The organism is Sphingomonas phyllosphaerae, assembly GCF_036946485.1.
In the GTDB taxonomy this organism is placed as follows: Bacteria; Pseudomonadota; Alphaproteobacteria; order Sphingomonadales; family Sphingomonadaceae; genus Sphingomonas; species Sphingomonas phyllosphaerae_E.
On sequence record NZ_JAQIJA010000002.1, the window covers coordinates 301987 to 323849 of the forward strand.

Here is a 21863-nt window from a genome sequence, read left to right on the forward strand (position 1 = left end):
TGACGCCAAGATACAATGCGTGCCGCACGGGAACGGCTCTTGACCGACGGTATCGCCATCTTGCTCCAGAGATGAGCCCCCGCCGCGGTCACCCGCTCTTCGTCAAAACGAATGCGATGAGGAAGCCGACCACGGCGATCAGACCCGAATAGTCGTGCGTCGCCTCCGTGGCTTCCGGGATCATGGTGTCGACCAGCATCGCGAGGATGGCACCCGCCGCGACCGCCGTGACGCCCGCGATCAGGTCTGGGCTACTGCCTGCCAGCGCGACGTTGCCGATCATCGCGGCGATGGCAGACGCGACAGTGATCCCGCCCCACACGCCGAAGACATAGGTCGGCGATCGTCCTGCGGCTTTCATGCCCGCCGCACTCGAAAGGCCTTCGGGCACGTTCGACAGGAACACGGCGGCCACGGTCACCGCGCTGACGCCAGCGCCGCTGAGCAGGCTGACGCCGATCACGACCGACTCTGGTATGCCGTCGAGCAGCGCGCCAATAGCAATGGCGGCGCCGGAGTCACTTTTCGCGTCGGGTTGGCTCTCGTGCGGGTTTGAGCCCGAGCGCTTCCGGTGCTTGGCGCCGCGTCGGGACACGATGATATTCGCTGCAGTGTAAACAACCGCGCCGCCGAGGAACCCAGTCGCGGTAGAGTCGAAGCCGCCTTGATGGAACGCCTCGTCCATCAGGTCGAATGCGACTGCTGAAATCAGGACGCCCGCACCAATCGCCATAATAGATGCGATCAGACGCTGCGGCAGTTTCGCAAACCAGGCGATGGCAGCCCCCAGGATCAAGGCCGATCCTCCGACAAGCCCCCAGAACCCCGCGACCCAAGCTCCTGACATCGTACATCTCCCTTGTGGCTGAGGTAACGTGATCGGAGGTCCGACGCTCGCGGGAGCCTCTAACAATCCGGCGCATCAACCCCGATCTACCGTCAGCGCCCGCCAACTTTCACGATCGCAGTACCGCCATGATCGCCTTGCTTATCCAAGTTGCCCTCGCGGCCCAATGCACGCCTGCGGATTACCTCTGCAATTTGGGTCGCGCCCCCACTTACAGCGAGCAAGAGGCGGGCCGCATGGCAGTCCAGCGTCAGCAAGCGGAGCGGGAGCTAATCGAACGGCAGGCTGCCACCACGAGGTCCGCGACTAATAGCCAGGCAGAGGCTGCACGCGTGCTCCCGAACAGGGTTGACGGCCTGATCGCTGACGGGCGCTGTGACGCTGCCGCCGATGCAGCCCTCGTTGGCGGAGATGTAGGCATGGCTCAACAGGTTCGCCCGCGCTGCAGTCGGTAAGGGCTTCGTTGCGACGCTCGGCGACGCGTTGAGCAATCGCCTTACAAGACGCGTACCCGCGACGAGAGTCACTTAGCATGTCGCGACAAATCGGCTGGCACAACAGGCCGCCATCAAAATTTCTCAGTGCCTTGCTGCCAAGCTTCGGACATCACGATGACGTTCGTGGACAAGCCTCTTCGAAACAGATGTCGATCTGAAAGCAGACTGTGCCTTAACCCGCTCGGCTGCCTCCATCACGCGCAACACGTTGCCGCCGGCCAGCTTGGCGATGTCCGCATCGGACCAGCCGCGACGCATGAGTTCGGCCAAAAGCGCGGGATAGGTCGATACGTCGCTCAATCCCTTTGGCAGCGTCTCGCCGACGCCGTCGAAGTCCGAGCCGAGCCCGACATGGTCGATGCCCGCGACCTTGGCGACATGCACGACATGGTCTGCCACCTCGGCGAGTGTTACGTCCGGGGCCGGGTGCGCGCGGAGCCAGGCGGCATAATCCGCCGCTGCTTTGTCCGGTTGGCCGATGTCCAGCCCGTTGTACGGTGGTGAGTTGAGCCGCGCTTTTTCGGCCAGCGAGTCGGCGGACCAGCGACGGTAAGCATCGGAGACATAGCCGGGCGCATAATCCACCATCACCACGCCGCCGTTGCGCGCCACCAGGCGCAGCACGTCGTCGGAAACGTTGCGCGGATGGTCGTTGAGCGCGCGCGCGCCCGAATGCGAGAAGATCACCGGCGCGCGCGTCACCGCCAGCGCGTCGCGCATCACCTTCTCGCTGACATGTGACAGGTCGACCAGCATGCCAAGCCGGTTCAGTTCGAGCACGACCTTCCGCCCGAAGTCGGTCAGGCCGCCGTGGCGCGGGTCGTCGGTCGCCGAATCGGCCCAGTCGATCGTCCGCGAGTGGGTGAGGGTAAGATAGCCTGCGCCCAAGGCGGCATAGGCACGCAGCACCGAGAGGCTGCCGTCGATCTGTCCGCCGCCCTCCACGCCGATCAGGCAGCCGATCCGCCCCGCCGCATGCGCGCGCCGGACGTCGGCGGCGGTGCGCGCCAGCGCGAACGTGTCGGGGTAGCGGTCGGCGAGCGAGCGGACGAGATCGATCTGTTCCAGCGTCTGCTCTACCTGCTGCGCACCGGGCAGGTCGGGGGACACCCATACCGACCAGAACTGCCCGCCGACCAGCCCGCGCCGCAGCCGCGCGATGTCGGTGTTGTAGGCAGGGGCGCTCGTGCCGAGGTCGCGCAGGTCCATCGTCCAGCGCTTCTCGCCCTCGCGCTCACGCAGCGCCTCGGGCCAGTCGTTGTGGCCGTCGATCAGCGGCGTCGCTTTCAGCACCCGCGCCACGCGCGCGGCATAGTCCTGCGCGGCTGCCGGCGCGGCCACGATCAGCGCCGCCGCGGCAAGCATCATCGCCCTCATCGTGCGCGCCCGCTGCGGCGCGGCGTGGCAGGCGGGTCGTTTTCGTTCTCCGCCCCGGCACCGCCATGGCCATGGTGGAGCTGCAGCAGCGATTGCATCAACTCCTCTTCGGCGCTCGACATCACCGCCAGCACCTCGGCTTCCTCGCAGCCCGTTGCGGCGAGATAGGCGTGCCCCATGCTCGAATCGAGATAAATTGCCTGCCCTGGCTCGAGTGTCACCGGATCGTAGAATTCCGTCTGCACCTCGACCCGCCCGCTCAACACATAGAGAAACTCCTCGCCGGAGTGGCGCACCAGCTCGCCGAACTGCTCGGCCGAGCGCGCGCGAATCTTGGTGACGACCGGGATCATGCGCTTCCGCCGCAACTCGGTGCACAGATAATAATAGTCATAATTGGGCGTCTCGATCCGAACCGAATGCGCCACGTCGCCGAGACTGCGCCGGGCGGTCACGGGCTGCGCCGCCTCCTCACTCTCTTCGGCGAACAGGTCGGTCATGCGCATGCCGAGGCGCCGCGCCAGCGCCTGCAATTTGTCATAGGTGAGCGTCAGCCGGTCGTGCTCGATCTTGGACAGGGTCGAGACCGGGATTCCAGACTTGGCGCTCATCTCCTTGAGCGTCCAGCCCTCGCGCGCGCGAAGCGCCTTGAGGAGCGCGCCCAGGGTCGGGGGCGATGTCGACACGGCGGCGTCCTCCATGAGGCCATTGACGATACGCCTAAACAGGATATCTTTGTCGTGATCAGGATGATGCCTGAGGATAACGATAAGCGGAGGCGGCGGCAATGGGGATGGCACGAATGCTCGCGTGGCTCTCGGCGGCAATGGGCGCGTTTGCGACCGCCGCACTTGCGCCGGCGCAGGCGCCGGTGAAGCCGGGCGCAACGACCGTCGCGCAGCCGGCCGCGCCCGCGCCCAATGGTCCGCGCGCGCTCACCGGCGAGGATGTCAGCGCCTGGCTCGACGGCTACATGCCCTACACGCTGCACACCGGCGACATTGCGGGCGCGGTGGTAATGGTGGTGCGCGACGGTCAGGTGATCGCGGCGCGCGGCTATGGCTATGCCGACGTGGCGAAGCGCCGCCCGGTCGACCCGAACCTGACCCTGTTCCGCCCCGGCTCGGTGTCGAAGCTGGTCACCTGGACCGCGGTGATGCAGCAGGTCGAGGCGGGCAGGCTCGACCTCGACGCCGACGTCAACCGCTACCTCGATTTCACCATCCCCGCCTATCGCGGCCAGCCGATCACGCTGCGCCAGATCATGACCCATACCGCCGGGTTCGAGGAGGCGAACAAGAAGCTGATCACCTATGATACGCGCGACGTTGAACCGATCGGCGCCTATCTCAAGCGCCACGTTCCCGCGCGCGTCTATGCGCCGGGCACGACCCCGGCCTATTCCAATTGGGCGACGACGCTGGCGGGCTATATCGTCGAGCGCGTCAGCGGCATGCCGTTCGACGATTATGTCGAGCAGCGCATCTTCCGCCCGCTCGACATGCGTACCGCCAGCTTCCGCCAGCCGCTGCCGCCGCGGCTGCGCGCGCTGATGGCGCAAGGCTATCCGCTCGGCTCGGGCGAGCCCAAGCCGTTCGAGATCGTCGTGCCCGGCCCGGCAGGATCGCTCTCCGCCTCGGGGCTCGACATGGCCAAGTTCATGATCGCGCACCTCGACGGTGGGCGCGGCGTGCTGCGCCCCGGAACCGCGGCGCTGATGCACGATAGCCCGCTCGCCAAGGTGAACCCGCGCTCGCTGATCCCGCCGCTCAACCGCATGGAGCTGGGCTTCTTCGAAACCAACATCAACGGCCGCAGTGTGATCGCGCATCTCGGCGACACCAACCAGATGCACACCTCGCTCCACCTCTTTCTGGCGGAGCGCACGGGGCTGTACGTCTCGTTCAACTCCGCCGGGCGCGACGGTGCGGCGCATGTCGCGCGCGGGCAGCTCTTCCAGGATTTCGCCGACCGCTACTTCCCCGGCCCGACGCTGCCGGCCGGGCGCATCGACGCGGCCACCGCGCGGCGGCATGCCGCCGCGCTCGCCGGCCACTGGCAGGTGAGCCGCGCGTCCTTCACCAACTTCGTCGACATCGCCAATCTGTTCGGCCAGACCGAGGTGGGCGCCGACGCGCAGGGCCGGCTCGTCATCCCTTCGGTCAAGGGTGCCAACGGCGTTCCGGTCAGCTGGGTCGAGGTCGCGCCCTATGTCTGGCGCGATCCCGCCGGACACGATCGGCTCGCGGCGCAGCTGGTCGACGGGCAACCGGTGCGGTGGAGCTTCGACCTCGTCTCGCCCTTCATGGTGTGGGACCGCGTGCCCGCCTACCGCAATGCCGCCTGGCTGCTGCCCGCGCTCTACGCCAGCCTTGCGGTGCTGCTGTTCACCGTGCTGTTCTGGCCCGCCACCTGGTATCTGCGGCGCCGCTATCAGGCCGTCATGCCGCTCGCCGGGATGCCATTGCGCGCGGCGCGGGCGGCGCGGGTGATGGCGCTGGCGGTGCTGCTGGTGCTGGGCGGCTGGTTCTGGCTGATCTCGGTGCTGTTCGGCGACAGCGCGCCGGGCGGTGCCGCGCTGACGCTGCTGCAACTCGCGAGCATCGTCGTGTTCATCGGCGCGGTCGGCATCGCCGGCTGGAACGCGGTCGTGACGCTCCGCGGCGACCGGCCGTGGACGCGCAAGCTGTGGGCGGTGCTGCTGCTGCTCGCCACCCTCGTGGTGCTGTGGGTCGCCGTGGCCTTCCACCTGCTCGCGCTGACGGTGTTCTACTGATGCTGCGGCTCTCCACCGAAACCGCGACGCTGCGGCTGGCGCAGCCGTTCCGCATCGCGGGCTATGTCTTCGAGACCGCCGAGGTGCTGGTCGTCACGCTCGACGACGGCACGCACCAGGGACGCGGCGAGGGGGCCGGCGCCTATTATCTCGGCGACGATCTCGCCAAGATGCTGGCCGACGTCGAGGCGGCGCGCGCGGCGGTCGAGGCGGGGCCGACGCGCGAGCAGCTGCGCGCGCTGATGCCTGCGGGCGGCGCGCGCAACGCCGTCGACGCAGCCCTATGGGAGCTGGAGGCGCGGCGCAGCGGCACGCCGGTGTGGCGGCTCGCCGGGCTGAGCGGGCCGCCGCGCCCGATCGTCACCACCTTCACCGTCAGCGCCGACACGCCCGAGGCGATGGCGGCGGTGGCGCGTGGCTATGCACGGGCACGCTCGATCAAGGTGAAGCTGACCGGCGAGCTGGACCTCGACCTCGCGCGGGTCGCCGCGATCCGCGCCGCGCGCCCGGACGTGTGGCTCGGCGTCGACGGCAACCAGGGCTTCGCGCGCGCCGAGCTCGACGCGCTGGTCGCGGGGCTGCTGCCGCACCGCGTGTCGCTGCTGGAGCAACCGCTCGCGCGCGGCGCGGAGGCTGGGCTTGACGGCTATCGCTCCGCCATCCCGATCGCGGGCGACGAGAGTCTGCTGACGCTCGACGACGTCGCCGGGGCGGCCGGGCGGTTTGAGGTGGTCAACATCAAGCTCGACAAGTGCGGCGGCCTCACTGAGGGGCTGCTGATGGCCGCCGAGGCGCGCCGGCTCGGGCTGGGCGTGATGGTGGGAACGATGATCGGCACCAGCCTCGCCACCGCGCCGGGGTTCGTGCTGGGCCAGTTCGCCGACCTGGTCGATCTCGACGGTCCGACCTTCCTCGCGGAGGATCGCGCGCCCAGCGTGCGCTACGACGACGGCCTGCTCTACGCCGGCGCCGAGGTATGGGGCGGGTGAGCGCCGCCGCCCCGCCTGCGCCGACCTGGTTCGGTCAGCCACGCGGGCTGACGGTGCTGTTCCTCACCAACATGTGGGAGCAATTCTCCTACTACGGGATGCGCGCGCTGCTGGTCTATTACATGACCAAGCAGCTGATGCTGGGACAGGCGCAGGCCTCGCTGATCTATGGCGCCTATACCGCCTGCGCCTATTTCACCCCGATCCTCGGCGGCGTGATCGCCGACCGGCTGCTCGGCAAGCGGCGCGCGATCGTGCTGGGTGGCGCGATCATGGCGCTGGGCCATTTTCTGATGGCGTTCGAGCCGCTCTTCTACGTCGCGCTGGTGACGATCGCGCTGGGCAACGGGCTGTTCCTGCCGAGCCTGCCGAGCCAGATCGACGACCTTTATGCGCCCGGCGACCCGCGCGTCGGCTGGGCGTACAACGTTTATTACGTCGGCGTGAACATCGGCGGCTTCCTCGCGCCGCTGCTGTGCGGGACGCTGGGTGAGCTGTACGGCTGGCATTACGGCTTCGGCGCGGCCGGCGTCGGCATGGTGGCGGGGCTGGGCATCTATCTGTGGGGGCAGCGCTACCTGCCCGCCTCCGCGCGCGCCGCCCCGGTGCGCCACACGACGCCGCGCGGCCGCTTCACGCGCAAGGTGGCGCTGCTGCTGGTGGCGGTGGCAATGTGCGTCACCATCTTCCGCGCCGCTTATGAACAGGTCGGCAATACCGTGGCGCTCTGGGCCGACAGCGGGGTCGATCGCCGCGCCGGCGACGCGATCGTGCCGATGACGTGGTTCCAGTCGCTCAACCCGTTGTTCGTGATGGCGCTGACGCCCCCGCTGCTGGCGCGCTGGCGACATCGCACCGAGCGCGGCGGCGCGGAGCGGCCGGTGCGGCGCATGGCGGTGGGCGCGCTGATCGTGGCTGGCGCCTATCTCCTGCTCGCGGCGCTCGCGGCGCAGCAAGCTCCGTCGCACTGGCTGTGGCTCACGCTGTTCTTCGCATTGCTCACCGTCGGCGAGCTGCACATCCTGCCGACCGGGCTGGGACTGTTCGCGCGGCTCGCCCCCGCCGGGCTGGGCGCGACCACTGTCGCGGCCTGGTACCTCGCCACCTTTGCCGGCAGCCTTGCCGCCGGGCTGGTGGGCACCGCGTGGACCGCGCTGGGACACGGGGCCTTCTTTTTGCTGCTCGCCGGACTGGCTTCGCTCGCTGCGGCGCTGCTGGCGGCGATCGATCCGGCATCGGTCGCGGTGATCAATACCGGTGAACGACGGTGATTACCGGTTGACTATTCTCCAATCAGGACACTAGCATCCTGATCAGCAAATTAAGGGGGAAGCGATGAGGAATATTCGTCGTAGTGCGTCGGCCGCGAGTGCGCTGGCGCTCTTCCTCGGCGGAGCAGCGGCGGCGCAGCAGGCAGCGACCGACGCCGCGCCGCCCGCGCCCGCGCAGATCGGCGACATCATCGTCACCGCGCAGAAGCGCGAACAGCTGCTGTCCGATGTTCCGCAGTCGATCTCGGTGCTGGGTGGCGAGGCGCTGGAGCAGCGGCAGGCACGCACCATCGCGGACTATGCCGCGCTGGTCCCCGGCCTGTCGTTCGAGTCGGGCAATCCCGGCCAGACCCGCGTCGTGCTGCGCGGCATCAACGCCGGCGGCGCCAGCCCGACCGTCGCGGTCTATCTCGACGATACGCCGTTCGGCTCGAGCACCGGCCAGACCAATGGCGCCACGCTGGCGGGTGACTTCGACACGTTCGATATCGAGCGGCTGGAGGTGCTGCGCGGCCCGCAGGGCACGCTCTACGGCGCCAACTCGCTGGGCGGCGTGGTCAAATATGTCACTGTCGCACCGCGGCTGGGCGAGTGGGAGGCGCGCGGGCAGGGCGGTGTCGAGACGGTGCGCGACGGCGGCACCGGCTATTACGGCAACGCGCTGGTCAACGTGCCGCTCGGCGACGCGGTGGCACTGCGCGCGAGCGGCTTCTACCGCCGCACCGCGGGCTATATCGACGCGATCGGCATCGCCGACGAGGACGTCAACCGCGCGCGCAGCTACGGCGGCCGCGCCTCGCTGCTGCTCAAGCCGAGCGATCGGCTGTCGCTGCGGCTCACCGCGGTGCTGCAGAACATCGACGTCGACTCGCGCAACGCGTTCGACGCCGACGCGGCGACGCTGCGCCCGATCACCGCCGATCCGTTCACAGGCGCGAGCACCGGCGGGCGCGCGGTGCGCTATCAGCTCTTCCCCGATCGCAACGAGGTGAGCTACCGCCTCTACACCGGCACGCTCGACTATGACCTGGGTTTCGCCAGCTTCACCTCGGTCACCAGCTACAGCCGCCAGGTCGCGACCGACCGCAGCGACGTGTCGTACAACCTCCTCGCGCCGGGCGTCACGCTGGCACAATATGCGTCCTCGGAGATCTACGGTCTCGCGCCCGACGCCTACGGCATCTACTATCCCAACCGCTCGACGCAGAAGAAATTCACGCAGGAGCTGCGACTGGCGTCCGAGGGCTCAGCCACCGTCGAATGGCTGGTCGGCGGATACTATACGCGCGAGCCGGGGCAGCTGTACCAGCGCTATTACCCGTTCGACACCGCGACCGGGCGCCCGGTCGCCCCGGTGCCCGAAATCCCGGGCTTCAACGGTCTGGTGCTGGCGCAGCTCGACTCGACCTACAAGGAGTTCGCCGGCTTCGGCAGTGCGACGCTGCACCTCAGCGACAAGTTCGACCTGACCGCGGGCGGACGCTACAGCCACAACGACCAGCGTACCACGCAGACGCTCGACGGCATCTTGTTCGGTGGCCCGTCGCAGAACCGCGCGACTTCCAAGGAGGGCGTGTTCACCTGGTCCGTGTCGCCGCGCTACGAGTTCGCGCCGCACAGCGAGGTCTATGCGCGCGTCGCGAAGGGCTATCGCCCGGGTGGCCCCAACGTGGTGCCGCCCGGCGCCGGCCCCGACTATCCGCTGCAGACCGACGCAGACACGCTGATGAGCTACGAGGCGGGCATTCGCGCCGAGACCGCCGACCGGACCTTCGGGATCGACCTTTCGGGCTATTATCTCGACTGGGACAAGACGCTGATCGTCGCGACCTTCCAGACCGACGCCGGTCCGATCTCGGCCGATGCCAACGGACGCGGCGCGCGCAGCTACGGCGTCGAGGCGACCGCGACGCTGCGCCCGACGCGCGGCTTCACCGTCACCACCACGGTCGCCTACAACAACACGCGGCTGCGCGGCGATACCTCCAACGGCGGCCGCGACGGCGACCAGCTGCCGTTCGCCCCGACCTGGAATGCCAACGTCTCCGCCGAATATAGCTGGGACTGGGACGGCGCGCGGCCCTATGTCGGGGCCGATCTCTCGACGGTGAGCGACCGGCTCGGCAACTTCGATGCGGCCTATCGCGACCTGTTCGGTCGCCGCATCACCTTCGACGGCTATACCACCGCCAGCCTGCGTGCCGGCGTGTCGCTGGGGCGTTTTGACCTGTCGGTCTATGCGCGCAACATCGGGGACTCGCGCGGGCTGATCTCGGCCGGAACCTATCCGACCCGCCCCAATGGCGCGATCGAGGTGAGCCCGATCCAGCCGCGTACGATCGGCGCGACGCTGGGCGTCGGGTTCTGATCGTGCGCGAAGCTTCCGCTTCTCCCCGGCGCGCGGTGCACGCGCTGGCGGCGCCCTATCTGCTATTCCTCGGCGACGCGACCGAGCCGGGCTTCACCAAGACCGCGCTCGGGCTGCGCGACTGGGCAACGGACAAATGTCTCGCCGAGCACGCGTTGCCGGCCGCGACCGTCTCCACCGGCCTGCCGCGGATGACGCCAGCCGTCGCCGCGGCGTCGGGCGCGCGCTCGATGGTGATCGGTGTCGCCAATCAGGGCGGCGTGATCCCGGCGTCGTGGATGCCCGAGCTGCTCGCCGCAGTCGAGGCGGGGCTCGATCTCGTCGCCGGGCTCCACACCCGGCTCGCCGACATCCCGGTGCTGCGCGAGGCCGCAACGCGCGCGGGCACGCGGCTGGTCGACGTGCGCGAGCCGCCGCTCGCGCTGCCCATCGCGACCGGCGCGAAGCGCGCCGGGCGGCGGCTGCTCACCGTCGGCACCGACTGCGCGCTCGGCAAGAAGTACACCGCACTGGCGATCGCGCGCGGGCTGCAGGCGCGCGGCCGGGACGCGACCTTCCGCGCCAGCGGGCAGACCGGCATCATGATCGCTGGCGAGGGGATCGCGATCGATGCGGTGGTCGCCGATTTCGCCGCCGGGGCCGCCGAGCTGCTCAGCCCCGACGCGGAGCCGACGCATCTCGACGTGATCGAGGGGCAGGGCTCGCTGTTCCATCCCTCCTATGCCGCCGTCTCGCTGGCGCTGCTCCACGGCAGCCAGCCCGACCTGTTCGTCGTCTGCCACCAGCCGAGGCGCGCGCAGATCCTCGGCACGCCGGGGTATGGCGTGCCGTCGATCGAGGCGGTGATCGAGCAGACGATCGCGGTCGGGCGCCTGACCAACCCCGCGATCCGCTGCGCCGGCGTCAGCCTCAACACCGCTGGCATGGCGGACGCGGCGGCGGCGGCGGAGATCGCGCAAACGGGCGAACGGCTGGGCCTGCCCGCGGCCGACCCGATCCGCGGCGGCGACGCCTTCGAGCGACTGCTCGACGCATGCGCGGCCTGAGTCCCGCCGCGGCCGACCGCTTCCGGCGGTACGTGCTGCCCGGACTGGCCTTCAAGGCGGTGGTGATCGGCGGCGGTTACGCCACCGGACGCGAACTCGCCGAATTCTTCCTTCCCGCGGGCGCCTGGGGCGGGGTGTTGGCGATGGCGCTGGCGACATTGGTTTGGGGCGTCGTCGCCGCCGCCACCTTCCGGCTCGCGCATGCGGTCGGCGCGCGCGACTATCGCACCTTCTTCCAGGCGCTGCTGGGGCGCTATTGGGTGCTGTTCGAGGCCGCCTACGCACTGTTCATCGTGGTCGTGCTCGCGGTCTTCGGCGCCGCGGCGGGAGAGATCGGCGCGGCGACGCTGGGGCTTCCCCCGCTGGTGGGGACGCTGGCGCTGCTCGCCGGCATCACCGCCTGCGTCGCCTGGGGGAACGCGGGGGTGGAGCGCGTCTTCCTCTGGGTCTCGGTGCTGCTCTACGCCACCTATGCGCTGTTCCTGCTGCTCGCGCTGACGAGCGTGGGCGGGCGGATCGGCGAGGCCTTCGCCGCGGCCGGGCCGCCCGCAACAAGCTGGGCGCTCGGCGGGCTGACCTATGCGGGCTACAATATCGTCGGCGCGGTGATCGTGCTGCCGGTGACGCGCCACTTCCGCTCGGGCCGCGACGCGGTGATCGCGGGCGCGCTGGCGGCGCCGCTGGCGATGCTGCCCGCGCTGCTGTTCTTCGTCACCATGGCCGCGTTCCTGCCCGAGATCGCGGGCGCGGTACTGCCGTCCGACTATATTCTCACGCGGCTCGGCCATCCGCTGTTCCACCTCGGCTTCCAGCTGATGATCTTCGCCGCGCTGCTGGAGAGTGGCACCGGCGCGGTCCACGCGGTCAACGAGCGGGTGGCGCGCGCGCGCGGGCGGGACACGCTCTCGCCCGCAATGCGCGCGCTGCTCGCGCTGGCGTTGCTGGCACCGTGCATGCTGCTGGCGGAGCGCGTCGGGCTGGTCGGGCTGATCGCGGGCGGCTACCGGCTGCTCGCGGCCGTGCTGATCCTGATCTACGTCGTGCCGCTGCTGCTGCTCACTATCGTAGGGCGCGGCGGGTCGGCCCAGCCGGAGCCGACCGCATGAGACACGCCACGACCGTCCTGCTCGCCGCGATCGCCGCCGCGCCCGCGTTCGCCGCGCCGCCCAAGGGCTTCAATGCGCGCGTCGAGCAGGTGATGCGGGCCTCGGGCACGCCCGGCATGGCGGTGGCGATCGTCGAGGACGGCAAGGTCACGCTCGCCAAAGGCTATGGCGTGCGGCGACAGGGCGCGCCCGAGCGCGTCGACGCGAAGACCGCCTTCCTGATCGGCTCCACCGCCAAGGCGATGACCGCCGCCGCGATCGCGACGCTCGTCGATGCGGGCAAGCTCGGCTGGGACGACCGGGTGGTCGACCATCTGCCCGGCTTCCAGATGTACGACGCCTGGGTGACGCGCGAGATGACGGTGCGCGACCTGCTGGTGCATCGCAGCGGGCTCGGGCTCGGCGCGGGTGACCTGCTGTACGTGCCGCGCGGCAGCTATTCGCGCGCCGAGATCGTGCGGCGGCTGCGCTATATCGCGCCCGCGACCAGCTTCCGCAGCGGCTATGCCTATGACAATGTCCTCTACACCGTCGCCGGGCAGCTGATCGAGGCGGTGAGCGGGCAACGGTGGGAGGATTACGTCCGCGCGCACGTGCTCGCCCCCGCCGGCATGGCGGGCGCGACCGGCGAGCTGGCGGCCTTCTGGGCGATGCCCAACCGCGCCTTGCCGCATGCGCGCTTCGGCGGCGCGGTGCGCGGCACCGGTACGGTGCGCGGGCTCGACGAGCGCGACCAGCTGCCTCAGGCCGCCGCCCCCGCCGGGCTGATCGCGGCGAGCGCCACCGACATGGCCCGCTGGCTGCAGGTGCAATTGGGCGGCGGCGTCGCGGCGGACGGCACGCGCGTCTTCTCCGCCGCGGCGGGGCGCGAGATGTGGTCGCCGGTGACGCCGATCCCGATCACCCCGCTTCCCGAGCCGGTCGCGGCGACCACGCCGACCTTCGATGCCTATGCGCTCGGCTGGGAGGTGCGCGACTATCGCGGCGAGCGGATCGTGTGGCACGCCGGCGGGCTGTTCGGCATGACCTCGGTGGTGGTGATGATCCCGGCGCGCAACGTCGGCTTCGCGATCGAGCTCAACAGCGAGGAGTCCGCGCCGCGGCACGGGCTGATGTGGGAGCTGATCGACCATTATCTCGGGGCGAAACGGCAGGACTGGCCGACGCGCTTTACGAAGTACCGCGCGCAGCGGATCGCGGCGGCCGAGGCGGCGGTGCGCGCCACGGCGGCGGCCCCTGCGAAGGTCGGCCCGTCGCTGCCGCTGGCGCGCTACGCCGGGCGCTATGTCGATCGCTGGTATGGCCCGATCGAGGTCGGCGGCGACGCGGCCGGGCTGACGGTGCGCTTCGTGCCGACGCCGCGCATGGCAGGACGGCTCGAACACTATCAGTACGACACGTTCGTCGCGCGCTTCGACGATCCCGCGATCGAGCCGGCCTATCTCACCTTCGCGCTCGATGCCGCGGGCAGGGTGGCGCGCATCACCGCGCGGCCGGTCTCGCCGATCGCCGATTTCAGCTTCGACTATGCCGACCTGCTGTTCGAGCCCGAGGCTGCGAGGTGAGAGGATGACGATGAAGACGCTTCTGCTGGCGCTCCTCCCCGCGCTGCTGGTCGCCGCGACGCCGCCGGAACGCCCGCCGGTCGCGCCACCTGCTTCGCCGGGCGATGCCGCGCCGCCGGCGCCCGCGACGCCTGCAGCGACGCCGCAGCTCACCGCCGCCGATGTCGGCGCCTGGCTCGACGGCTATATGCCCGCCGCGCTCCAGGCCGGGAAGATCGCGGGCGCGCAGGTCGCAGTCGTCAAGGACGGCGCGATCCTTTTCGAGAAGGGCTATGGCTATGCCGACGTCGCCGCAAAGACGCCGATGGACCCGCGCCGCTCGCTGATGCGGATCGGCTCGACCTCCAAGCTGCTGACGTGGACCGCGGTGATGCAGCTCGTCGAGCAGGGCAGGATCGACCTCAACGCCGACGTCAACCGCTACCTCGACTTCCGCATCACCCCGCCGGGCCGCGCGGTGACGATCAACGACCTGATGCAGCACCGCGGCGGCTTCGAAGAGGGGCTCAAGGACCTGCTCGCCAGCGACCCCAAGCTGCTCAAGACCACCGAGCGCTATCTCAAGGAGAATACGCGCCCCTTCCTGTTCAGGCCCGGCGAGGCGCCGGCCTATTCCAATTACGGTGTCGCGCTGGCGGGCTATATCGTCCAGCGCGTCTCGGGCGAGCCGTTCGAGGCCTATGTCGCACGCCACATCACCGGCCCGCTCGGCATGGCGCACACCACCTTCGTCCAGCCGCTGCCACCCGCGCTCGCGCCGCTCGCCGCCAAAGGCTACGCCACCAGCGACGGGCCGCCGCACGCCTATGAGCTGGTCGGCACCGCGCCGGCCGGCAGCGTCGCCTCTACCGCAAACGACATGGCGCGCTTCATGCTCGCGCATCTGGGTGGCGGCAGCTACGGCGGGGCGCGCATCCTGCGGCCCGAGACGGTCGCGTTCATGCACCGCCCGCCAACGCCGCCCGCCCCGGGCTTCGACACGATGGCGCACGGCTTCTTCTGGATGCAGCGCAACGGCACGACCGTGATCGGCCACGGCGGCGACACGATCGTCTTCCACACCGATCTGGCGCTGCTGCCCGAGAAGAACGTCGGCCTGTTCATGAGCTTCAGCAGCCGCGGCGAGCACGACGCGGTCTACGGCGTGCGCGAGCGGCTGTTCGATCTGTTCATGGACCGCTACTTTCCGGCAACCCCCGCGCCGCTGCCGCCCGCGATCGCCAGCGCCGCGGCCGACGCGCGCGCGCTGGCGGGGCATTACGAGAGCTCGCGCCGCGTCGAGACCGGCTTCATCAGCCTCTTCTACCTGCTCCAGCAGGACGTGGTCAGCGCCAACGACGACGGCACGATCAGCGTCTCCTCGATCGAGGGCAAGCGCTTCCGCGAGATCGCGCCGGGGCTGTGGCGTGCGGTCGACGGCACGCGGCTGCTGCGCGTGACCGAGCTGCGCGGACGCCGCACCATCGTCGACAGCCAGAACCCGGTGGGCGTGCTCCAGGCGGTGCCGGCGATGCGGAACGCGACGATGTTCCAGACGATCGCCGGCCTGTCGCTGCTGGTGCTGCTGCTCACCGCCATCGCCTGGCCGGTGGGCTGGTGGATCCGCCGCCGCTACGCCGCGCCGCCGGTGGCGACCGCACGCGCCGCACGCGCGCGATTGCTGGTGCGCGTCGCCGCGGTCGCCGACCTCGCCTATGTCGCGGGCTGGTACACCGTCGTCGCACCGATCCTGAGCCAGCAGGTCGACGCCTATAACGCCACGCTCGACGGCACGATCCGGCTGCTTCAGGTAGCGGCGGTGATCCCGATCGCGGCGGCGCTGGTCGGCGTGTGGAACCTGATCGAGGCGTTCCGCGGCGCGTTCGGCTGGGGCGTGCGGCTCCGTGCCGCGCTGGTCGCGCTGGCGTTCCTCGGGCTATTGTGGGTCGCCGCGATGGCGCATCTGATCGGCTGGAGCCTCAATTACTGAGCGTGGCACTCTCCACCAGCACCAGCGCGCGCATCTTGGCGAGGAGCAGTTCGGCGACGCCGTCTTCCAGCCCGCTCACCGCGACGCCGATGCGATACGTGTCGCCGTCGCGCTCGACCGACGCCGCGTCGAACGCGATTGAGCGCAGCGCGAGCAGATTGAGCACGCGCAGCGGCAGGTCGGGCGAGGCCGCACCGGCGACGAGGAAGCGGACGGTCATGCGGGATAGCCTCGGTCGGATCGTTGGCGCACAGCATGGCAGCGGCGCGCCGGAAAAGGTCTCCTCATCCGCGCGCCAGCCGCTACGCTGGGGCATGTTCATCCTGCATATGCCCGGATCGCGGTACGAATGACCCAGCTCGACGATTATGAGCGCCGCATCCTCCGCGAGCTGCAGCGCGACGGGCAGCAGACCGTCGCCGAGATCGCCGCCAAGGTCGGCCTGTCGGCCTCGCCGTGCTGGCGCCGGATCGACCGGCTCGAGCGCGAGGGCGTGATCCGCGGCCGTGTCGCGCTGGTGGACCGCCGCAAGGTCGGGCTCAGCGCGCACATCTTCGCGCAGGTGCGGCTCAACGCGCACGGCCGCGCCAACCTCGACGAGTTCGCCGAAGCGATCCGCGGCTTCCCCGAGGTGCTCGACGCCTATGTGCTGATGGGTACGACCGACTTCATGCTGCGCATCGTCGCGCGCGACATCGACGCCTACGAGCGCTTCTTCTTCGACAAGCTGAGCCGACTGCCCGGCGTGCAGGAGATCACCTCCACCGTCGCTTTGTCCGAGATCAAGTCCACGTCCGAGCTGCCGATCTGACCCGATTTCGCCGAGGAGCCGCCATGAAGCGCCTGCTACCGCTCGCTGCCCTGTTGCTCGCCCCACTGCCGCTGACAGGCGCCGCGTCGCCGCCGCGCTATGACGTCGTGATCCGTGGCGGCACGATCTACGACGGCTCGGGCGACGCGCCGTATGTCGGCGACGTCGCCATCGCCGGCGACCGGATCGCGGCGGTCGCGCCGCACGTCGCGGCGCACGGCGCCACCGAGCTGGACGCGCGCGGCAAGGCGGTGTCGCCCGGTTTCGTCAACATGCTCGCGCACCCGGAGGAGAGCCTGCTGGTTGACGGTCGTGCGCTGTCGGACTTTGCGCAGGGCGTCACGCTGGAGGTGATGGGCGAGTTCTCGATGGGGCCGCTCAGCCCGGCGATGCGGCGCGACATGGTCAGCAAACAGGGTGACCTGCGCTATCCCGTCACGTGGACGACGCTGGGCGGCTATCTCGACGTGCTGTCGCACCGTGCGATCGCGCCCAACGTCGCCTCCTTCGTCGGCGCGGGCACGGTGCGCGAGGCGGTGCTCGGCGCCGACGACGTCCAGCCGACGCCGGCCCAGCTCGAGCGGATGCGCGGGCTGGTGCGCGCGGCGATGGAGCAGGGGGCGCTCGGGCTGACCGACATGCTGATCTACACGCCCGCCACCTTCGCGAAGACGCCCGAGCTGATCGCGCTGGCGAAGGTGTCGGCGGCGTGCGGCGGCATCTACACCGTCCATATGCGCAGCGAGGGCGATCGGCTGGAGGAAGGCGTGGCGGAAACGATCGCCATCGCCGAGGCCTCGGGCGCGCCCGCCGAGATCTACCATTTCAAACAGGCCGGTCGCGACAATTGGGGCAAGATCGACCGCGTCATCGCCGCGATCGAGGCAGCGCGTGCGCGCGGCGTGCGCATCTCCGCCAACATGTACACCTACACCGCCGGCGCGACCGGGCTCGACGCGGCGATGCCGCCGTGGGTGCAGGCCGGCGGGCTCGACGCATGGATCGCGCGGCTGAAGGATCCGGCGACGCGCGCGAAAGTCGCCGCCGAGATGCGCGACCCGCATCCGGCGACATGGGAGAACCTACTGGCTGGTGCCAGCGCGGAAGGCACGCTGCTGCTCGGCTTCAAGAACCCAGCGCTCAAGCCGCTCGCCGGCAAGACGCTTGCCGCTGTCGCGCGCGAGCGCGGCACGACGCCCGAGGAGACCGCGATGGACCTGGTGGTCGAGGACGGCACGCGCGTCGGTATCGCCTATTTCCTGATGAGCGAGGAGAATGTGCGCAAGGCGATCCGCCAGCCGTGGATGAGCTTCGGCTCGGACGAGGCCGCTCCTGCGCCGGAGGGCGTGTTTCTACGCAGCCGCGATCACCCGCGCGCATATGGCAATTTCGCACGGCTGCTGGGCCATTATGTCCGCGACACGCATGACCTTACGCTCGCCGAGGCGGTACGGCGGCTCACCAGCTTGCCTACCGACCATCTCTCCATCGTCGATCGCGGCCGCTTGCGCGCCGGCCTGTACGCCGACATCGTGGTGTTCGACCCCGCCACGATCGCCGACCAGGCGACCTATGAGCGACCTGCGCAACTCGCCACCGGAGTGAGCGATGTGCTCGTGAACGGGCGATTTGCGTTGCGCGATGGTCGGCCGACCGGTGCCCACACCGGGCGCGTGGTGCGTGGCCGCGCGTATCGGGGCGGCGCAGCAGGCGGCTGTCGCGCCAACGCGGCGCACTGGAACTGGCGGTAAAACGCGCCGACGCGCCGGCCGTGGTCCCTCCCCAACGTTGCCGCGATCCGCGCCAGCGCCGCAGGATCAGTACGAATAGAATAGCTGGCATCGGACACGAAGGTCATGTCGTTTCGCCGGACCAACAGCGTGCCAGTCAGCCCGAGGACGGCCTGCAAAGGCCGCCGATCGCGCCGATCATGCGGTGAGGCAGCGACAGCGTGCGCGTCAGAAGCCCGCCTGCCAGCTCAATGTGAAATTGCGGCCCCGTCCGGTGTAGAAGCGGGCATTGTCGGTTGGACCCTGCGTATCGCTATAGTAGGTGACGTAGTCGGTGTTGCCCAAGTTCTGGACGCTAAGCATCACTCGGCCGACCGGCAGCTCGTAGGCGACATAGGCATCGAACAAACGGTAGCCGACGAAATCGTTGGCGATCGGCTGCCCCTCAAACCGGCGCGATAGGTACCACCGGCCTTGCGCACGCGCGCTGAAGCGGCCGCTGCTATAGTCCAAGTTGATATTCAGACGACCGGGCGAAATGTTGGCACCGTCGAGATCGGCGTCGAGCGTACCGTCCGCGTTGGTGTCCGTCCGACCGGTGACGTGGCTGTAGCCGGTCCCGATCTTCAAGCCTGGCATTGGCGTACGAACATCGAGGTTGAGCTCCAGCCCTTCGATGTCGACCGGTTGGCGGTTGACGTTGAAGATGCCGTCGTCATTGCGGACCAGCACCTGTCCCGCCTCACTCGACGACCAATAGTAGGTTGCGCTGGCGACGAGCGGTCCCCGCGTCACCTCGAGTCCCACCTCGCGGTTGTTCGAAATGACCGGCGTCAGGTCAAGAAATTCGTCGATACGCACGTTCGGTTGGCTGACCGCGCGTAGCACCCGGCCGATATCGGCGATCGTATATCCTTCCGCATAGCTGCCATAGGTTCGGATGCCCTTCATCGGCTCCAGCACGACGCCGCCGTTCCACAAGGCGCGATCGAACGCCGGCTTGCCGCCGGTGACGAAGCGCGAGCCAGATGTTGCGAGGGTTGTATAGTCCGGCACGTCAAGCTGGACGTTCTCGTGTCGCACCCCGCCCGCGAGGCGGACGACGCCGTCCAGCAGCTTGAGGTTGGCCTGCCCGAACGGGGCGAGACTGCGGAAGTCGGTCTGCGGCACCCACGTTCGGCCCGTCTGCACCAGTGTCTGGGCGGTGCGGTCGAACAGTGCGTCAAACCCGGCGGTAAGCGTCAGCGCCTTGAAACCGGGGACTTCGCGCTCGTAGCTTACCTTGCCCCCGAGCTTGCGAGAGACGTTGCGCGACTGTTCGAACAGCGTGCCGACGGGCGCGATCCGCGCATCCTGGAAGGTTGCAAGAATGCCGCCCGCGAATGTGTCGCTGGTGCGATTGTAGAAGCCCTGAAGGGTGAACGCACCACCGGCAAGATCGCCGTCCGTCAGCGATGCCGACATCATCTGTGCGACGCCGGTGGAAGGCTGTCCCGGCGTTTCGCCACGGCGGGTCGTTGCGGGAATGCCGCGTTCCCGACTGCCCTCGACCGGGACATAATGGTTGTTCCCTTGCAACCGGAAGCGATTGGCGATGACTTCGAGACGAGCGGTGTCGGACAAATCGACACCGATACGACCGAAAAAGGACAGCGTATCGGTGTCCTGTATCTCGCTCTGATTGCCGTCATAGCCGACGCGTCTTCCACGGCCATCCAGGAACACCCCGCGCCGCTCAAAGGCGACGCCGGCGGTGGCGTCGAACCGGCCGCTGCGCAGACTGACGAGACCGGCAACCTTGCCGCCGAGCGAGGCGCCCGAGAGGTCGTCGCCGCTGTTGCCTTGGAGAAGTGTCCGGCCGCTCCAGCCCTCCTCTTTAGGCGCTCTGGCGGTGACCTGGTTGACGACGCCGCCCGTCGCGCCAATCCCTTGCAGCGCATTGGAGCCATAGATGACCTCGATCCGGTCGATAAAGAAGGAATCGATCGTATAGCCGTCCCGCGCACCGTCGCGGATCGGGGTAGTCTGAGGGATGCCGTTGATGGCGTAGAGCGGTGAGCGACCGCGCAACGTCTCGCCGGTGCCGGTGATTTTCTCCCGCGTGGGCGAAAAGGCGGGTAGTAGCGCCGATACCGCATCCACCACCGATCCCGATACCGTGACCTGACGCGACAAGGTCTCCTGATCGATCACATCCACGGTCAGCGGCAAGGCGCTGGGGGGCAGGTTGGTCCGCGCGGCCGTCACGACGATGTCTTCGCGGCGGCTGTTCGCCGGTTCGCCACCATCCCGTGCTTCCTGCGCGCTTGCGCCGGTGACCGGGATGACGGTCGCCGCAAGAGAGATGAGTATGAGCTTCATGTAAGTTCCCCGTTTCCGGGGGCGGATACAAGCCTCCTACTTAAAGTGCAACCGTCTCGCAATAGCGATTGGGCGGATGCGGACGCAGCGCTCGTTGAGCCAGACCATTTGACCGCTTTCCCATGCTGCGCTTGCCTGTGAGATGACCGAGCGGCTGAAATGATTGCGTCGAGAAAGGGTGCGGAACTGAGTCACTGCTAACGCTCTGATCCCACCCTGATGTAGGCCGTCATGCCGCGGACCAGTGCGTCGAAGACCAGCCGCATCCGCCTGGTCGAGCGCAGGTCCTCATGCATGGCGATCCAGACGGGCAGATGGGCGTGGAAGGTTTCGGGCAGGACCGGGATCAGCGCCGGGTCGCGGTGGGCTATCGGGTCCTGCATCACACCGATCCCGCAGCCGGCGCGGATCAGCGCAAGCTGTGCCAACTGGTTGTCGGTGCGCAGCGCAAAGGTGGGCAGGTCAGGCCAGGCTGCCTCAAGTGACCGGATCGACGCCACATCCCGGTCGAAGCCGATGATCGCATGCCGCTCCAGGTCAGCGGCGCTGTCAATCGACACGGCGCCGGCAAGATACTCGCGGTGCGCATAGAAGCCGAGGCGGATGCGGCCCACTGACTTGACGAGCAACGCTTGCTGCTTCGGCTCGGTCATCCGGATTGCAAGATCGGCGTCACGCCGCAACAGGTCGGACGAGGCGTTGGTGAGCAGCAGCTCGATCATCAACCCGGGATGCTGCGCGCGCAGGGCGGCGAGGACAGGCGGCAGCACCTCCGCTCCGATCACCTCGCTCACACTGATCCGGACGACGCCGATCACCGCATCGGCGGGAGCGGAGGCGGTTCGCACCAGCGCTGCCGCGGCGGCAGCCATCGCCTCGGCTTGCGACGCGAGCGCCAGCGCGGTCTCGGTGGGTTGCAGCCCGCGCGCCGAGCGCGTGAACAGCGCGCCAGCGCCGAGTGTCGCTTCCAGTTCCGCGATATGTCGCCCGGCGGTCGGCTGGGTGAGACCGAGCGCGCGCGCCGCACCCGACAGGCTGCCCGCGTGCATGACGGCGCTGAAGGTGCGCCACAACTCCCACCCGGGTCCGCTGTTCATACGATCTCGTATAGCTGCTCTGCGTATTGTCGCAATTTCGGTTGGCCCGGATG

Annotated in this window: 16 protein-coding genes; 10 read left to right on the top strand and 6 right to left on the bottom strand. The window is 69.0% G+C overall.

Features of this window, described 5'->3' with window-relative positions; translation table 11 throughout:
- Positions 1-88 precede the first annotated feature (88 nt).
- The 3 genes from PGN16_RS06865 to PGN16_RS06875 all read right to left on the bottom strand — a co-directional run bounded on the left by PGN16_RS06865 (position 89) and on the right by PGN16_RS06875 (position 3422).
- Positions 89-796 carry a ZIP family metal transporter gene (locus PGN16_RS06865; protein WP_335308666.1) on the bottom strand — a complete coding sequence of 236 codons (708 nt, stop codon included), beginning with the start codon at positions 794-796 and terminating at the stop codon, positions 89-91.
- 629 nt (positions 797-1425) lie between these two features.
- Positions 1426-2721 carry a dipeptidase gene (locus PGN16_RS06870; RefSeq protein WP_335308667.1) on the bottom strand — a complete coding sequence of 432 codons (1296 nt, stop codon included), beginning with the start codon at positions 2719-2721 and terminating at the stop codon, positions 1426-1428.
- Positions 2718-3422 (bottom strand): helix-turn-helix domain-containing protein, encoded by a 705-nt coding sequence (locus PGN16_RS06875; RefSeq protein ID WP_443019593.1) that lies wholly within the window; start codon positions 3420-3422, stop codon positions 2718-2720. The genes PGN16_RS06870 and PGN16_RS06875 overlap by 4 nt, the downstream gene beginning before the upstream one ends.
- Before the next feature lie 101 nt (positions 3423-3523).
- Here PGN16_RS06875 and PGN16_RS06880 point away from each other — a divergent pair, with 101 nt between their 5' ends.
- From PGN16_RS06880 to PGN16_RS06915, 8 genes are all read left to right on the top strand, one after another.
- Positions 3524-5497 (top strand): serine hydrolase domain-containing protein, encoded by a 1974-nt coding sequence (locus PGN16_RS06880; protein ID WP_335308669.1) that lies wholly within the window; start codon positions 3524-3526, stop codon positions 5495-5497.
- Entirely contained in the window at positions 5497-6486 is a 990-nt protein-coding gene (locus PGN16_RS06885) for a dipeptide epimerase (RefSeq protein WP_335308670.1), read from the top strand. The genes PGN16_RS06880 and PGN16_RS06885 overlap by 1 nt, the downstream gene beginning before the upstream one ends.
- Positions 6474-7757: a peptide MFS transporter gene (locus tag PGN16_RS06890; protein WP_443019596.1), complete on the top strand. Its 1284-nt coding sequence runs from the start codon at positions 6474-6476 to the stop codon at positions 7755-7757. The genes PGN16_RS06885 and PGN16_RS06890 overlap by 13 nt, the downstream gene beginning before the upstream one ends.
- A 64-nt stretch (positions 7758-7821) precedes the next feature.
- The gene (locus PGN16_RS06895) at positions 7822-10125 is read left to right on the top strand and encodes a TonB-dependent receptor (RefSeq protein WP_335308672.1); all 2304 of its coding nucleotides are present in this window, start codon (positions 7822-7824) and stop codon (positions 10123-10125) included.
- 2 nt (positions 10126-10127) lie between these two features.
- Positions 10128-11171 (top strand): DUF1611 domain-containing protein, encoded by a 1044-nt coding sequence (locus PGN16_RS06900; RefSeq protein WP_335308673.1) that lies wholly within the window; start codon positions 10128-10130, stop codon positions 11169-11171.
- The gene (locus PGN16_RS06905; RefSeq protein WP_335308674.1) at positions 11159-12277 is read left to right on the top strand and encodes a YkvI family membrane protein; all 1119 of its coding nucleotides are present in this window, start codon (positions 11159-11161) and stop codon (positions 12275-12277) included. Before PGN16_RS06900 ends, PGN16_RS06905 begins: the two co-directional genes overlap by 13 nt.
- Positions 12274-13842 (top strand): serine hydrolase, encoded by a 1569-nt coding sequence (locus PGN16_RS06910; RefSeq protein ID WP_335308675.1) that lies wholly within the window; start codon positions 12274-12276, stop codon positions 13840-13842. Before PGN16_RS06905 ends, PGN16_RS06910 begins: the two co-directional genes overlap by 4 nt.
- A gap of 10 nt (positions 13843-13852) precedes the next feature.
- A complete protein-coding gene (locus PGN16_RS06915) occupies positions 13853-15811 on the top strand; it encodes a serine hydrolase domain-containing protein (protein ID WP_335308676.1) in 1959 nt (652 codons plus the stop codon).
- On the opposite strand, the gene PGN16_RS06920 is transcribed toward PGN16_RS06915, so the two are convergent.
- The gene (locus PGN16_RS06920; protein ID WP_335308677.1) at positions 15801-16031 is read right to left on the bottom strand and encodes a hypothetical protein; all 231 of its coding nucleotides are present in this window, start codon (positions 16029-16031) and stop codon (positions 15801-15803) included. The genes PGN16_RS06915 and PGN16_RS06920 overlap by 11 nt on opposite strands.
- A gap of 129 nt (positions 16032-16160) precedes the next feature.
- Here PGN16_RS06920 and PGN16_RS06925 point away from each other — a divergent pair, with 129 nt between their 5' ends.
- Complete coding sequence (locus PGN16_RS06925) at positions 16161-16622, top strand: Lrp/AsnC family transcriptional regulator (protein WP_219747629.1); 462 nt, start codon at positions 16161-16163, stop codon at positions 16620-16622.
- Positions 16623-16645: 23 nt separating this feature from the next.
- Positions 16646-18373, top strand: a complete 1728-nt coding sequence (locus PGN16_RS06930; RefSeq protein ID WP_335308680.1) for an N-acyl-D-amino-acid deacylase family protein — start codon at positions 16646-16648, stop codon at positions 18371-18373.
- Positions 18374-18580: 207 nt separating this feature from the next.
- Here the strand turns inward: PGN16_RS06930 and PGN16_RS06935 are convergent, their stop codons facing one another.
- Positions 18581-20713 (bottom strand): TonB-dependent receptor, encoded by a 2133-nt coding sequence (locus PGN16_RS06935; RefSeq protein ID WP_443019597.1) that lies wholly within the window; start codon positions 20711-20713, stop codon positions 18581-18583.
- Between the two features lie 197 nt (positions 20714-20910).
- Positions 20911-21810 (bottom strand): LysR family transcriptional regulator, encoded by a 900-nt coding sequence (locus tag PGN16_RS06940; RefSeq protein WP_335308682.1) that lies wholly within the window; start codon positions 21808-21810, stop codon positions 20911-20913.
- Positions 21811-21863 lie beyond the last annotated feature (53 nt).